The organism is Roseateles sp. NT4, assembly GCF_051857475.1.
Classification (GTDB): Bacteria; Pseudomonadota; Gammaproteobacteria; order Burkholderiales; family Burkholderiaceae_C; genus Pelomonas.
The window spans coordinates 661827-675396 of sequence record NZ_JBPZGZ010000001.1 but is presented as its reverse complement, the minus strand read 5'-3'; the positions used below and the strand labels follow the sequence as shown (position 1 = coordinate 675396).

Sequence of the window (13570 nt, the reverse complement as noted above, 5' to 3'; positions counted from 1 at the left end):
GGAGCACACCATGGACCGATTCGAAGCCGACGTGATGGACGACCTGATGTCCGACGCCGCAGAAGGCCCGGCACGCACCAGCAATGCCTATGACGAGTTCGACGAAGGCGATGAGTTCGACGAGTTCGACGGCGCCGACGAGGGCGATGACGAGTTCATCGGCCGCCTGCTCGGCGGCATCGGCCGCGTGGCCGGTGGCCTGCTGGGTGGCGGCGGAGGCGGCAGTGAGGGCTTTGACGAAGCCGATGAGTACGACGAGTTCGACGAGGGCGACGAGTTCGATGCCGGCGACGACTACGGGGACGAAGGCGGCGACGACGCCTTCGAAGCCGCCGTCGCCGACGCGATGGACGCCGGCGATGGCGACGAGTTCTTCCGCCGCCTGGGCCGCATCGCCCGCGGCGTGGGCCGCGGCATCGGCCGTGCGGCCCGCGTCGTCGGCCCCCTGGCCAGCATGATCCCCATCCCGCAGGCCCAGATGATCGGCCGCATCGCCAACGTGGCCGGCCGCCTGCTGGCCGATGGGGCCGACGAGTTCGAGGCCTTCGACGAGCTGGTGGACGGCCTGGACGAGGATGGCATCGACGCCGCCGCCCCGGTGCTGGCCGGCATGGTCATCCGCCGCGCCCTGCCCGGTGTGGCACGAGCCGCGGCACCGGTGCGCCGTGCCGCCGTGCGCGCCGTCAGCCAGGCCGTGCGCGGCGCCGTGCGCCGCCAGGGCCCGCAGGCCGCCCGCGCCGTGGCTCGCGCCGTCACGGCCACGCGCCGCATCGTGCAGCGCCGCCGCCTGCCGGCCCGCCAGGCCGTGCGTGCGGTGCAGCGCGTCACCCGCCAGGTGGCGGCCCGCCCGCAGACCGTGCAGCGCTTGTCCCGCCCGCTGGTGGCGCCGGCCCGTCGCGCCACGCCGCGCGGCCAGGCGGCCCAGGTGGTCGCTCGCACGGTGGCGCCCGTGGCCCGCCAGGTGGTGGCCACGACCGGTCGCGTCGCCCGCATCGGCTGCCCGCACTGCGCACGCGGCCGTCGTGTGATTGCGCGCGGCCCCGTCGTCATCAACCTGCGCTGCCGCTGAGCTGCGACCCACAACGACAACCGAGGGCTGGGCCATGAATGTGCGCCGTTTCCTGCAGGCCAAGATCACCGGGCTGTCGGCCCGGCTCTCGCGGCTCGCGCGGGTGGACAACGCCTTCGTCGGCCTGCGCCCCCAGGACATGCCGTATGCACCCTCGCCCGAGCATTTCCGTGTCGCCAATGCGCGGCTGGCGGCGGTGGAGCAGCGCATCCGCCAGCGCTTTGAAGACCTGCAGACCGATGTCGGCCAGCGCGCGCCCCAGCGCGTCCTCGTCGACATCGCCCTGGTCGAGCGCGAACTGGACCGCGCGCGCCGTCTCTTCGGCATGTTCTACGAGGTATTTGCCCAGCGCGGCACGGCCTTTGGCCCCTCGCTCGCCGCCCACGACAGCATCGCCGCCGACTGCTATGCCGCCATCCGCCAGACCTCGCCGCGCCTCTTCGACGGGCCGTTGCTCAAGCCGGTGTCGTACATGGAGCATGGCTACTCGCCGGCGACCATGCGGCGCGGCGTGGCCCTGTCGCGCCTGCTCGGCGAGGCCAACCCCTTCCCGCTGATCCGCATTCCCTGGGATCGTGACCAGCCCTGGCAGAGCGTCTTCCTGCACGAGGTGGCCCACAACATCCAGGCCGATGCCGGCATCTGGCAGGAGAACCGCCAGGCGGTGCTGCGCCGGGTGATGGGCCGCGCCGGCAACCCCATGCTGGCCTCGGTCTACGGGCGCTGGCACAAGGAGATCTTTGCCGATCTCGCCGCCATCCTGCTCGGCGGGCCGGCCGCGGCCTGGGGCATGGCCGATTTTCTGGCCCACCCGCAGCCGCGCACCATGACCTTCCGCCCCGGCGGCGCCCATCCGACGGCCTATCTGCGCGTCTACCTGCTGGCGGAGATGCTGCGCCGCATGGGGTTCGCGAGCGACGCGACGAAGTTGCTGCGCGTCTGGCAGGCCCTGTACCGGACCGAGAGCGGCCACCGCATTCCCGCCGGCCTGATGACGAGCGCCCCGCGCCTCATTCCTGAGGTGGTGGACGAGATCGCCTTCCAGACGCGGCGCAATCTTGCCCAGCAGGCCCTGGCCGACGTGATCCGCTTCAACCGCGGTGACCAGGACGCCATCCTAGAAGGCGCGCGCTGCCTGCAGGCCGGCCGGGCCACAGACCTGCCGCCCCGTCATGTCGTCAGCGCGGCTCACTACGCGCTGGAGAGTGGCCGCATCCCGCCGCAACGCCTGGCCCACATCGTCACCGACCAGCTCAGCGGCAGCCCCTCCCGTTCATCCCAACGCCCGCCGCTGCGCCTCGCCGCCTGAACCTGACCATCACCACAAGGACTCCCCATGGCCTCATCCAACGCCCTGTCCATCACCCCGCAAAGCGGGCAAGACCGCCTGGTGCTGGACAACCTGATCCGCCGCGAGCTGAAGGTCGGCGACCCGAGCGACCCCAACCAGGTCGCCCAGGCCCTGCTGACCCGCTACAGCAGCGACCCCCGCGCCCAGGCCATCGGCCAGGAGTCGCGCGGCCTGCCCTTCCTGCAGACCCACGACTCGGCGCCGCCCGTCGTGCAGATGCTGACCGCCGCCGGCGGCGCCGAGTGGCAGCAGGCGCAGGACGACATCCACACCGACCTGCACCACCTCACCCACAGCGCCCTGCTCAAGGATGTGGCCCCCGAGCTGCGCGGCTGGGGCCAGGCCATACGCGCGGCCTTGTCCGAGGGCTACAACGCGGCCCGCTTCGGCCTGGACCCCCGCAACCGCGACAAGGGCTTCGCGATGCGCCGCCAGCTCAACGATTACGCCCGCCTGGCCCGCCTCGTCGGTGCCCACACGCCGGCCATGCTGACCGACTTCCGCAAGCTGGCGCAAAGCCTGGACGAGGCGGCCAATCTGCTGCTCGTCATCATGGGCGAGGCCCTGGCCAATGTCGGCTTCGGCGGCGGCCGCTATGTGCCCCAGGTCGCCTATGCCGATCTGCAGACGCGGCGCGACGCCGCCGTCTACGCGCTGCGCAACCTGGTCGGCAGCACCCAGACAGCCTATGGCCCCGACGACTGGCCCCGCGGCCTGGACGCCTACCGCCAGCTCAACGACCTGCTGGAAGCCCAGGGCCAGAACGACCTGCGCTCGCTGCTGGTGGAGACCGAACTGGCCCGCACCATGGACGAGCTGGTGCAGCGCAGCGGCGACAACACCGCCGACGGCCTGCGCTCGGTGGGTTCCACCTCGCTGCTGGCGCTGGAGCGCTTCCGCCGCCTGGTGACCGTGGGCCGGCGCGGCATCAGCCCCGAATCGCCCGCCCTCTATGCCTTCCTAGAAGCCCTGCAGCTCTTTGCCTCGGCCTTCGATTCGGCGGGCGGCTTCCGCCTGATGAAGATCGCGCGGCCGCCGCTGCTGTTCTACGGCCTGTACGGCAGCACCGGTCTGGACGACGCCGACCGCCGCATCGTCGACCTGGCGACGCGCCGCGGCCTGGTGGCCGACGCCATCGACTGCCTGGCCGGCAGCTGCTGCACGGGCAACAAGGCCTGCCTGGTGCTGCTGGACAAGCTGCTCTATGACCTGGACCGCGCCATCGACCTCTATGGCCTGGGCTTTGACAACTTCGGCACCACCGAGAGGCGGGCCGCGGCCTATGCCTTCCTGATCGACCAGGTGCTGACCGGCCAGTTCGCCTGCAAGGTGGCCGGCGTCGACGCGCTGGACACCGAACTCCTTGATCAGCTGAAGAGCATCGCGCAAAGCCTCAGGCCGACGCTGAGCCTCAGCACCGATACCGCCTTCAACAAGGCCTATCTGCGGGCGCGCAGCCTGGGCGAGGAAGTCCGGACGGCCCTCGGCGACGCCCATGTGGCCGAGCCGCAGGATCTCACCAAGTTCCTGAACGACCCCATCCCCGCCAAGGCTAGCGTCACCGACCTGTGCACGCCCTACCGCGCCATCTCGGCCGTGAACGCCGACTTTCAGCGGCTGGGCATCCCCGGCTTTGCCGACCTCGACCTGGACGCCTACATCGGTGTCATGGAACAAGAGCTCTGCCTCCAGCTGGACATGGAGGAGCGCTGGAAGGACCTGGTGCATTCCATGGTGGCCAACTGCTCGCAGATCGACAAGTCGCTGGGTGAACTGCGCAGCGTGGTGCAGAGCGCCGTCCGCGCCGTCGTCGGCCACGACTGCCTCGACCGCCGCGGCATCAACCTGCCGCCGACGCTGGAGACCTCGCTGGACAGCATCGTCGACCGCGTCGAACGCAGCGGCCTGGGCCGCCCCAATCGCGTGCTGGCGCTGCAACAGCGGCGCTGAGCCCGGCATCCCCAACCAAGGAGAACGACCATGCCGTTCGAAGAGATCAATGTCTACACGCCCGAGCTCTATCGCAGCCTCGGCACGCCGGTGCGGCTGGACCTGGGCAGCACGGCCCTGGACGTCACCGCCACGCGCAAGGGCGTCGAAGCCCTGCCCCAGGTGGTCGCCACCGCACTGCAGCCCCTCGACAGCCGCATCACGACGCTGAACACCACCATGTCCACGCAGGTCGGCGGCGCGGTGACGCAACTCAAGATCGCCCATGCCGCGGACATCAAGGCCGCCAGCGACGCCATCACGCTCAGCGTCGGCCAGCAGGTGCAGAAGGTGCTGGACAAGCTCGACGGCTTCCAGCCGGCACCGGCGCCCGCGCCCACCACGGGCGCGGCCATCGTGACGTCGAAGAACGCCGCCCTCGTGCGCTGGCTGGCCCAGGTGCTGACCCTGGCCGTGGACGCCAACCCGGGCCAGCCGGACAAGCAGAACAAGGCCGAGTTCGGCGAGAACGTCGCGCTGCAGAAGCTGCTGGCAGCCGCCGAACCCGAAGCGCGCCAGCTGCTGGGCACGTCGCCCGACCTGCTGAAACGCTATCTGGAGGCCTTCACGCCTTTCGCCACCAAGGACTTCGACATCCGCCACCGGCGCTTCACCGAAGTGCATGCCCTGATCCCCGTGATCACCGCCCATCTGGGCTGATTCCCATCCACCTCGAGTGCAACGCCACGCCGGAGCCACACCATGAGCTTCCAGACCACCGAGACCATCCAGCGGCTGTGGGAGACCTTCCTGCGTGACCAGCTGGCGGCCATGCCTGCCGCTGAACGGCAGAAGTTCGAGCAGCCTTTCGAGCAGCGCTTCAGCGAGCTGCTCAAGGGCGCCGCCAACGGCGAGGGCCGCGACGGCTTCCTCGACCTGGTCGGCTTTGGCGACCACGGGGCGCCGGACTTCGACAAGATCTCCTACCCCTTCATCACGCCGGACTTCGACGACGCCGTCGTGCCCAGCCAGCTGCATGCCGCGGCCGAGCTGTACTACATCTACCAGCACGAGCGCATGAAGATCTTCGAGGTCGTCGACACGCTGCTGCGCCTGTTCCGCCTCGGCAAGATGCGCATCCAGCGCGGCCCCGGCGCCCGCGGCCTCTACCTGCTGGAGAAATGGACGCCGCTGCGCTACAAGCGCGCCGACCGCATGGTGGCCTACCGCCGCGCCTTCAACTACGGCACGGCCCAGGCACCGGCGGGGGCGGTCACCAACCGCAACTTCCACCGCCAGATGGTGGGCTTCATGGTGGCCCTGGGCCAGTACTTCCGCGACCTGCTGATCGGCGAGGTCATCCGCGGCGGCCAGCTCATCGAGCAGCGCCCCTTCGGCAGCGTGGCCACCGTGCAGCGCATCGGCCTGGACCTGCGCTATGCGCTGGACCGCTCGACCTACGGCAACATCTTCTCGCTGGCCATGGAGACGGGCCACCACCTGAAGACGGTGCTGCAGCTGCTGGACGCGCCCGATATCAAGAAGGCGTTTGACGCCAACACCAAGTGGGACGTGGTGGAGATCGTCTCCAACCGCTACCTCGGCGGCGTGGCCGAGCCCAGCCAGCGCGCAAAGATGGCCGAGAGCGGCCGGCGCATCCTGCAGTTCATCGCCGACAACGACTTCAAGACGGCCATCGACCCCATCCTGTTCCAGAGCGTCGTGCGGCCCATGGGCGCCCACGCCGAGGCCTGGGTGGCGGCGTATCGCATGACCCCGGAAGGTCGTGGCTTCCCGGGTGTGACCCCAGCGCTTCAGAGCGTGCTGGGCGTGCGCCAAGCCGCTTGATCGGAGAAGCGCATGGACGCCAGCTGGGACGCCGCCGTCATCGACGACGCGCTGGCCGAAGTGGATGCGGGCATCGACGCGCTGACGCAGTTGCCGCGCCCGCAGCGCGGCCTGTCGCCCAATCTGTCGCACTGGCATGTCATCGGCAGCCTGACCAATGACCTCAGGCGCTGGTTCCCCGGCACGCCGGTGCGCGTGGACAAGCCGCGCGGCGCCGGCCAACCCGCGCGCCGCTTGCGCCCGGATGCGAACTTCAACAACCCGCGCCGCGGCAACCGCCCCACCCACATCGAGGTGGACACCCAGCCCGGCCAGATGCAACGCCACATCGCGGCCCGCAATCCGAATGTGCGCAATGTCTTCCTGCAGATCGACCCGACCAGCGGTGCGCTGCTGCGCAAGCTGGTCTACGCCGCCGGCGCCACAGCGCCGACCTTGGACCGCAGCGGCAGCCAGGCCGCGCCGGTGCGCCTGCGCCCCAGCGATGTCTTCGACGCATTCGACGAGGGAGGCTGAACATGAGTGCCAGCGACCTGCGCGTCACCGTCGACGGCGTCAAGTTGCGCTGCGTGCTGGACCCGGCCCTGGTGCTGGGCCAGGCCTGCGGACTCAAGCTGGCCCTGGGCCTGACGCGCGTCTTCGAGACCTGGCTGCCGCGCTCGTTCTGGCAGGTGCTGGATGCCAGCGAAATGCTGGGCAGCGAGAACCAGCAGGGCCTGCATCCCCTGGCCCTGAACGACTGGACCGCGCTGCGCGACGGCACCGATGCCGGCTCCTGGACGCTGCGCTGGGTGGGCGACAACCTGGCCGAGTCACAGCTGCGCGGCAGCGCTGGCAGCGACGACTCGCTGGTGGAGCGCTTCGAGTGGCATGCCGAGGCCCTGCAGTCCCACCAGACCAAGCCAGCAGCGCGCGGCTGGTGCCATGGCTTCGACCCCGTAGCTGGCGCGCATGATGCGCTGGCGCTGTCGGCAGCCCTGGACGGCGCCTTGATCCTGTGCCGCGCGCCGGATGCCGAAGCCGCGCCCGGCCCCGTCGAGGCGCTCAGCGGGCTGGACCCGCCCCCACGGCTGCTGGCCGAGAGCGATGCGACCAGCCTGCTGGCGGCCGAGCGCGCCTTCGTGCGCCAGGCCATCGCCGCGGCAGGTCTCGCGGCCCTGCTGCAGTCGGTCCAGCATGTCTGCGCCGTTCACGCACTGACGCTGCCGCCCGACGCCGATGCATCGAACGACGACACCCAGGACCCCTGGCAGCGCAGCCGGGCCTGGTGGTATCGGCTTTGATCCTCACGGAGCCTGCCCATGTATGCCGAGCCCCCCAGCACGCCGCAAGGCGGCCCGAGCTTCAACCGCGACGAGCTGGTCGCCGTGACCGTGCAGGGCCAGATCGCCCATCCGGTCGCGCGCGCCATGCCCTATCGCATCGGCTACGACGGCGTGCCGCGCGTGCTGCCCGGCACCGGCGGCATCGTGCTGAACCGGCGCATCGGCGACCTCTGCGTGGGCCTGGCGGGCGACCACATCGAGCCCGGCGTCTCCCTGCACAACAACGGCCGCGAAGTCATCGGCCCGCGCGACGGGCCCAACAACGCGCTGATCACCTATGCCTGCGTCGGCAACCGCGCCCGCGTGCTGAGCGGCGCGGCGCGCGGCCAGCAGGGCTGGGTGACGGGCAAGCATGGCGGCGTCAACCACGTGATGGTGGACTTCCCGCCCGAGGTGCTGCGCCGCCTGGCGATTGGCGACCGCATCGCCATCACCTCCATCGGCCAGGGCTTGCGCCTGCCCAGGCATCCCCGCGCCGAGCTGATGAACTGCGCGCCACTGCTGCTCGGGCGCTGGGGCATCACCGAGCGCGATGGGCAGCTATCCGTGCCGGTCACGCATCTGATCCCGGCGCGGCTGATGGGCTCGGGACTGGGCAAGAACACGGCCTGGCGTGGCGACTACGACATCCAGCTGGCCGATCGCGCGGCCCGCGAGCGCTACCGACTGGGCAGCCTGCGCTTCGGCGATTTCGTCGCCATCACCGATGCCGACACCCGCCGTGGTCCGAGCTGGCGCGAGGGCCGCGTGACCATCGGCGTCATCGTGCATGGCGACAGCACGGTCAGCGGCCATGGGCCGGGCGTCACGCCGCTGATCACGGGGCCGGCCGAGCTGCTGCGACCGCGGCGCGAACCTGACGCCAATCTCGCTGCCGCATTGGGTGTGCGTCAGCCGGTGCCGGCACGCGAGCGGCTGACGCTGGCCGAGCGGGACCGGCGTATGCGCTGCAAGCTGCGCGAGGTGCCGCCCAAACTCGCGTTCAGGACTTGAGCTGTGGGCCCAGATTCGCCAGCATGTCGTCGACCATCGCGTCGAGGTCGTACTGCAGCTTCCAGCCCCAGTCGGCCTGGGCGTCGGTGTCGTCGATGCGCTGCGGCCAGCTGGCGGCGATGGACTGCCGGAAGTCAGGCACGCAGTCCATCGAGAAGTCCGGGATGCGTCGGCGGATGGAGGCGGCGATGCCTTCCGGCGTGAAGCTGACGCCCGCGAGGTTGTAGCTGCCGCGCTGCTTGATCTTGTCTGCCGGCGCGTTCATCAGCTCGATGGTGGCGCGCAGCGCATCGGGCATGTACATCATCGGCAGGGCCTGGTCTTTCTCCAGGAAGCAGGTGTAGCGGCCTTCCTTCAGCGCCGAGTGGAAGATCTCCACGGCGTAGTCGGTCGTGCCGCCGCCGGGCGGCGTCTTCCAGCTGATGAGGCCGGGGTAGCGCAGGCTGCGCACGTCCACGCCGTGCTTGGCGTGATACCAGGCGCACCAGCGCTCGCCGGCAAGCTTGGAGATGCCGTAGACCGTGGTCGGGTCCATGACCGTGGTCTGCGGCGTGTCGACGGCCGGCGTGTTGGGACCGAAGGCGGCGATGGAGCTGGGCCAGAAGATCTTTTCCAGCTTCTCGTGTCGGGCCAGCTCCAGCACATTGAGCAGGCCCTTCATGTTCAGGTCCCAGGCCCACATCGGGTGCTTCTCGCCATTGGCCGACAGGGCTGCGGCGAGGTGGTAGATCTGGGTGATGTGGTGGCGCTTGACTATTGTTGCCAGCGCGCCCGCATCGGTCACGTCCAGGGCCTCGTGCTTGAGGGTGCGCACGCGCCCTTGCGGCGTCAGGTCGCTGGTGATGACGGCGTCTTCACCGTGCAGCCGGGCCAGCTCCGTGGCCAGCTCGGTGCCGATCTGGCCGTTGGCGCCGATGATGAGGATGCGCGGGGTGCTGCTCATTTCAGGATCCCCAGTTCCTTGCCGGCCTGGGTGAAGGCTGCAACCGCCTTTTCGAGATGCTCGCGCTCGTGCACGGCCGAGATCTGCACGCGGATGCGGGCCTGGCCCTTGGGCACGACGGGGAAGAAAAAGCCGACAGCGTAGATACCCAGCTCCAGGATGCGCTTGGACAGCTCCTGCGCCTTCACCGCGTCGTAGACCATGATGGGCACGATGGGGTGGGTGCCGGGCTTGATCTCGAAGCCGGCCGCCTGGATGGCCTCGCGGAAATAGGCGGTGTTGGCTTCCAGCTTGTCGCGCAGGGCCGTGGAGCCTTCCAGCAGGTCCAACACCGCCAGCGACGCGCCGGCGATGCTGGGCGCCAGCGTGTTGCTGAACAGATAGGGGCGCGAGCGCTGGCGCAGCAGCTCGACGACTTCCTTGCGCGCGGCCGTGAAGCCGCCCGAGGCGCCGCCCAGGGCCTTGCCGAAGGTGCCGGTGACGATGTCGATCTTGCCGAACACGCCACGATGCTCGGCCGTGCCGCGGCCCGTCTTGCCGAGGAAACCGCTGGCATGGCATTCATCGATGCCCAGCAGGGCGTCGTACTGATCGCAGAGCGCGCGGATCTTGTCGAGCTGGGCGATGGTGCCGTCCATGGAGAACACGCCGTCGGTGAAAACCAGCGTGAAGCGGGCACCCTTCTCCTTGGCTTCCTTCAGGCAACGCTCGAGGTCCTCGAGGTTGTTGTGCTCGTAGCGGTAGCGCTGGGCCTTGCACAGGCGGATGCCGTCGATGATGGAGGCATGGTTGAGCGCGTCGCTGATGATGGCGTCCTGCTCGCCCAGCAGGGGCTCGAACAAACCGCCGTTGGCGTCGAAGGCCGCCGCGTAGAGGATGGCGTCCTCGCAGCCGACGAAGCGGGCGATGCGGCCTTCCAGCTCTTTGTGCAGGTCCTGGGTGCCGCAGATGAAGCGCACCGACGACAGGCCGAAACCATGCGTGCGCAGGGCTTCGTGCGCGGCCTCGATGACCTGGGGGTGGGAGGACAGGCCCAGGTAGTTGTTCGCGCAGAGGTTGATGACCTCGCGGCCGTCGGTCGTCTTGACGACGGCGCCCTGGGGCGTCGTGATGATGCGCTCGGCCTTGAAGAGGCCGGCGGCACGGATGCCGTCGAGTTCAGTCTGCAGATGTTGATAGAAGGCCTGGCTCATGGCGCTGCTCCTGATGCACAATTCGGTAAATTGAACGTGTTCGATATATCGAACTTTCGTGCAGTATCTGAAAAACGTCTATCGCCGTCAAGCATGAACATGGACACCGAACCGCCCCGCGTCGGCGCTGCTCTGCAGGCCTTGCGCAGCAGCCGGGGCCTGTCGCTGGATGATCTCTCCAAGCGGGCCGGCGTGAGCAAGTCGATGTTGTCGCAGATCGAGCGCAACCAGGCCAATCCCACGGTGGCCGTGGTGTGGCGGCTGGCCAATGCCCTGGGCGTGGACATGGGCGAGCTGCTGGGCACCGAGCGCGTCGCAGCACCCGCCATCGAGACCGTGCCCGCCCACGCGACGCCGGGCCTGACCAGCCCCGACGGCCTGTGCAAGCTGCGCATCCTGGGCCCCATCGAGCTGGCGGGCCAGTTCGAGTGGTACGAACTCAGCATCCAGCCGGGCGGCGTGCTGGATTCGCAAGCCCACGAGCCCGGTTCGCGCGAGCACCTGAGCGTGCTGACGGGCAGCCTCGAGGTGACGGCCGCCGGGCTGACCAGCAAGCTCAAGGTCGGCGAGACGGCGCGTTATGCGGTCGATGGGCCGCATGCCATCCGCAATGCGAGCAAGTCGGCGGCGACCGCGCTGCTGGTGGTCCTTCATCCGTAGACTGCAGCCTCCGCTCCAGGAGGCATGCATGCAGATTTCCCGTCGCTCGACCCTGGCCGCGCTCGCGGCCCTGCCCTTCGCCAGCCGCGCCGATGACAAGCCCATCCGGCTGCTGGTCGGTTTCCCCGCCGGTGGCGGCACCGATGCCATCGCTCGCCTGCTGGGCGAGGCCCTGCAAGCATCGCTGGGCACGACGGTCATCGTCGACAACCGGCCCGGCGCCGGCGGCCAGATCGCGGCCCAGGCGCTGAAGACGGCGCCGCCCGATGGCACGACCTTCTTCGTCAGCCACGACCACACCATCTCCATCCTGCCCCTGGTGCTGAAGAATCCGGGCTTCGACCCGGCCAAGGACTTCGTGCCGGTGGCGGGCTTTGCCACCTTCGCCAATGCCTTTGCGATTTCGGGCGGAACGCCGGCCGCCAGCCTGCCCGACTACCTGGCTTGGGTGAAGAAGCAGAACGGCGGCCAGGGCAATGTTGGCGTGCCGGCACCGGCGTCGGTGCCCGAGTTCCTGGTCAAGCTACTGGGCGAGAAGAATGGGCTGAACCTGCTGGCGGTGCCCTATCGCGGCAGCGCGCCCATGATTGCCGACATGCTGGGCAACCAGATCAGCGCCGGCGTCGGCTCGGTGCCCGACCTCATCACCAACCACCAGCAGAAGAAGCTGAAGATCGTCGCCGTCATGGGCCAGCAGCGCCAGGGCGTGCTGCCCGAGGTCACGACCTTTGCCGAACTCGGCATTGCCGGCTTCGAGGACCTGCCCTACTACGGCCTGTTCGCGCCGGCCGGCACGCCGCCAGCCACGGTCGAGCGCTTCTCGAATGCGCTGGCCGGCGTGATCAGCCAACCCGGCGTGAAGGCGCGGCTGACGGAGCTGGGCCTGTCGGTCGGCATGATGAGCTCCGCCCAGCTCGCGACCCGCGAACGCGCCTACTCGGCGGCCTGGGCCAAGATCATCAAGTCCGGGGGCTTCCAGCCGCAGTGACGAGCAGGCGGTCCAAGGTCAGCTTGGACCAGTCACCCTGCGCCCACAGATTGCCGAGCAGCCCCTGGCGCTCGGCCAGGAAGGCGGCCACCAGCGGCTCGGCCAACGCCTTCTCGGGTGAACACAGCAGCACCAGGCGCTGGGCGCCCTCCTCTTCCAGGCGGCCTATCCAGTCCATGGCCAGCAGCTTGTCGATGACGGGGCTGAGCTGCAGCGGGTCCACGCGCAGCGCAACGGCCAGGCTCAGATAGGACAAGCCCTGCTGGCCGGCCTCGCGCACGCGCCAGAGCTCGCGCAGCACTTCCAGCGCCAGCGCCATGGGCTGGCCCGGCGTGTCGGGGCGCAGATGCAGGCGGCCCGTCAGGCTGGGCGTGTTGGCCGCCAGGATGGCCCCCAGCAGCACGATGACCCAGCCAAGGTAGATCCAGATCAGGAAGATGGGCACGGTGGCGAAGGCGCCGTACAGCGTCGAATAGGTCGGCACCTGCTTGACGTACCAGGCCAGCAGCGACTTCGCCAGCGAGAAGCCTATGGACACGAAGGCGCCGCCGATCAGCGCATGGCGCCAGCGCACATGGGTGTTGGGCACATAGTGGAAGAGCCCGGCCATGGCCAGGCCGAACAGCACCACGTCGGCGCTGCCCAAGGTCGTGGACATGGCGGCGGGCATGGCCGTGAGATAACCCTGGCCCACGCTGATGGCATAGCTGGTCAGGGTCAGGCTGCCGCCCAGCAGCAGCGGGCCCAGGGTCAGCGCCGCCCAGTAGACGAGGACGCGCTGGGCCATGGGCCGGGGCCGCTTGACGCGCCAGATGGCGTTCAGCGTGCGGTCGATGGTCAGCATCAGGGCCAGGGCCGTGACACCCAGGGCGACCAGGCCGACGACGCCCAGCTTGTTGGCCTTGGCCGCGAATTGCGTCAGCGACGCCAGCACCGGCTTGGCGATATTGGGTGGGATCAGGCTCTTCAGGAAGTACTGCTCCAGCGCGGCCTGGAAGCTGGAGAACATCGGGAAGGCCGTGAAGATGGCCAGCATGACCGTCAGCAGCGGCACCAGCGAGATCAGCGTCGTGAAGGTCAGGCTGCCGGCGGTGAGGCCGAGCTTCTCTTCGCGGAAACGCTGGCGGAAGGTGTGCAGGGTCTGCAACCAGGGCCAGGCCAGCAGCTCGGTGATGAAGTCGCTGGCGAACGCGATGGGGTTGCGGGCCAGCGGCGCATCGGGGTTGTCCGTGTTGGCGGGCGCGGCGGGCGGAACGGGTGTCTCTGACATG

The 13570-nt window shown here is 69.4% G+C and carries 13 protein-coding genes; 10 read left to right on the top strand and 3 right to left on the bottom strand.

From position 1 onward, the window contains the following. Positions 1 to 10 precede the first annotated feature (10 nt). From ACS5PN_RS03115 to ACS5PN_RS03080, 8 genes are read left to right on the top strand one after another with little or no spacing between them, the layout of a single operon-like run. Positions 11 to 1069 carry a hypothetical protein gene (locus ACS5PN_RS03115; protein ID WP_439462474.1) on the top strand — a complete coding sequence of 353 codons (1059 nt, stop codon included), beginning with the start codon at positions 11 to 13 and terminating at the stop codon, positions 1067 to 1069. A 34-nt stretch (positions 1070 to 1103) separates the two neighbouring features. Beyond that, complete coding sequence (locus ACS5PN_RS03110; RefSeq protein ID WP_439462473.1) at positions 1104 to 2378, top strand: hypothetical protein; 1275 nt, start codon at positions 1104 to 1106, stop codon at positions 2376 to 2378. Between the two features lie 27 nt (positions 2379 to 2405). Then, the gene (locus ACS5PN_RS03105; RefSeq protein ID WP_439462472.1) at positions 2406 to 4370 is read left to right on the top strand and encodes a hypothetical protein; all 1965 of its coding nucleotides are present in this window, start codon (positions 2406 to 2408) and stop codon (positions 4368 to 4370) included. Between the two features lie 30 nt (positions 4371 to 4400). Then, on the top strand, positions 4401 to 5069 hold the full coding sequence (locus ACS5PN_RS03100) for a hypothetical protein (protein WP_439462471.1): 669 nt from the start codon (positions 4401 to 4403) through the stop codon (positions 5067 to 5069). A 42-nt stretch (positions 5070 to 5111) separates the two neighbouring features. After that, positions 5112 to 6197 (top strand): hypothetical protein, encoded by a 1086-nt coding sequence (locus ACS5PN_RS03095; protein ID WP_439462470.1) that lies wholly within the window; start codon positions 5112 to 5114, stop codon positions 6195 to 6197. 12 nt (positions 6198 to 6209) lie between these two features. Continuing rightward, positions 6210 to 6713, top strand: coding sequence for a hypothetical protein (locus ACS5PN_RS03090; RefSeq protein WP_439462469.1), 504 nt, complete (start codon positions 6210 to 6212; stop codon positions 6711 to 6713). A 2-nt stretch (positions 6714 to 6715) separates the two neighbouring features. After that, complete coding sequence (locus tag ACS5PN_RS03085; RefSeq protein WP_439462468.1) at positions 6716 to 7480, top strand: hypothetical protein; 765 nt, start codon at positions 6716 to 6718, stop codon at positions 7478 to 7480. An 18-nt stretch (positions 7481 to 7498) separates the two neighbouring features. Beyond that, positions 7499 to 8515 (top strand): DUF4438 domain-containing protein, encoded by a 1017-nt coding sequence (locus ACS5PN_RS03080; protein WP_439462467.1) that lies wholly within the window; start codon positions 7499 to 7501, stop codon positions 8513 to 8515. Here ACS5PN_RS03080 and ACS5PN_RS03075 read toward each other — a convergent pair. Next, entirely contained in the window at positions 8505 to 9458 is a 954-nt protein-coding gene (locus ACS5PN_RS03075) for an NAD-dependent epimerase/dehydratase family protein (RefSeq protein WP_439462466.1), read from the bottom strand. The genes ACS5PN_RS03080 and ACS5PN_RS03075 overlap by 11 nt on opposite strands. After that, positions 9455 to 10651, bottom strand: a complete 1197-nt coding sequence (gene kbl, locus ACS5PN_RS03070; RefSeq protein WP_439462465.1) for a glycine C-acetyltransferase — start codon at positions 10649 to 10651, stop codon at positions 9455 to 9457. The genes ACS5PN_RS03075 and kbl overlap by 4 nt, the downstream gene beginning before the upstream one ends. 99 nt (positions 10652 to 10750) lie before the next feature. Between kbl and ACS5PN_RS03065 the strand changes: the two genes are divergently transcribed. Next, entirely contained in the window at positions 10751 to 11311 is a 561-nt protein-coding gene (locus ACS5PN_RS03065; RefSeq protein WP_439462464.1) for a helix-turn-helix domain-containing protein, read from the top strand. Between the two features lie 28 nt (positions 11312 to 11339). Further along, positions 11340 to 12299, top strand: coding sequence for a Bug family tripartite tricarboxylate transporter substrate binding protein (locus ACS5PN_RS03060; protein WP_439462463.1), 960 nt, complete (start codon positions 11340 to 11342; stop codon positions 12297 to 12299). On the opposite strand, the gene ACS5PN_RS03055 is transcribed toward ACS5PN_RS03060, so the two are convergent. Further along, positions 12271 to 13569 carry a YihY family inner membrane protein gene (locus ACS5PN_RS03055; RefSeq protein WP_439462462.1) on the bottom strand — a complete coding sequence of 433 codons (1299 nt, stop codon included), beginning with the start codon at positions 13567 to 13569 and terminating at the stop codon, positions 12271 to 12273. The genes ACS5PN_RS03060 and ACS5PN_RS03055 overlap by 29 nt on opposite strands. Between the last annotated feature and the right edge of the window lies 1 nt (position 13570).

What these genes read in the sequence shown, in the direction of transcription:
- ACS5PN_RS03115 (WP_439462474.1), top strand. Translation starts at nt 11, where the DNA reads ATGGACCGATTCGAAGCCGACGTGATGGACGACCTGATGTCCGACGCC.
- ACS5PN_RS03110 (WP_439462473.1), top strand. Translation starts at nt 1,104, where the DNA reads ATGAATGTGCGCCGTTTCCTGCAGGCCAAGATCACCGGGCTGTCGGCC.
- ACS5PN_RS03105 (WP_439462472.1), top strand. Translation starts at nt 2,406, where the DNA reads ATGGCCTCATCCAACGCCCTGTCCATCACCCCGCAAAGCGGGCAAGAC.
- ACS5PN_RS03100 (WP_439462471.1), top strand. Translation starts at nt 4,401, where the DNA reads ATGCCGTTCGAAGAGATCAATGTCTACACGCCCGAGCTCTATCGCAGC.
- ACS5PN_RS03095 (WP_439462470.1), top strand. Translation starts at nt 5,112, where the DNA reads ATGAGCTTCCAGACCACCGAGACCATCCAGCGGCTGTGGGAGACCTTC.
- ACS5PN_RS03090 (WP_439462469.1), top strand. Translation starts at nt 6,210, where the DNA reads ATGGACGCCAGCTGGGACGCCGCCGTCATCGACGACGCGCTGGCCGAA.
- ACS5PN_RS03085 (WP_439462468.1), top strand. Translation starts at nt 6,716, where the DNA reads ATGAGTGCCAGCGACCTGCGCGTCACCGTCGACGGCGTCAAGTTGCGC.
- ACS5PN_RS03080 (WP_439462467.1), top strand. Translation starts at nt 7,499, where the DNA reads ATGTATGCCGAGCCCCCCAGCACGCCGCAAGGCGGCCCGAGCTTCAAC.
- ACS5PN_RS03075 (WP_439462466.1), bottom strand. Translation starts at nt 9,458, where the DNA reads ATGAGCAGCACCCCGCGCATCCTCATCATCGGCGCCAACGGCCAGATC.
- kbl (WP_439462465.1), bottom strand. Translation starts at nt 10,651, where the DNA reads ATGAGCCAGGCCTTCTATCAACATCTGCAGACTGAACTCGACGGCATC.
- ACS5PN_RS03065 (WP_439462464.1), top strand. Translation starts at nt 10,751, where the DNA reads ATGGACACCGAACCGCCCCGCGTCGGCGCTGCTCTGCAGGCCTTGCGC.
- ACS5PN_RS03060 (WP_439462463.1), top strand. Translation starts at nt 11,340, where the DNA reads ATGCAGATTTCCCGTCGCTCGACCCTGGCCGCGCTCGCGGCCCTGCCC.
- ACS5PN_RS03055 (WP_439462462.1), bottom strand. Translation starts at nt 13,569, where the DNA reads ATGTCAGAGACACCCGTTCCGCCCGCCGCGCCCGCCAACACGGACAAC.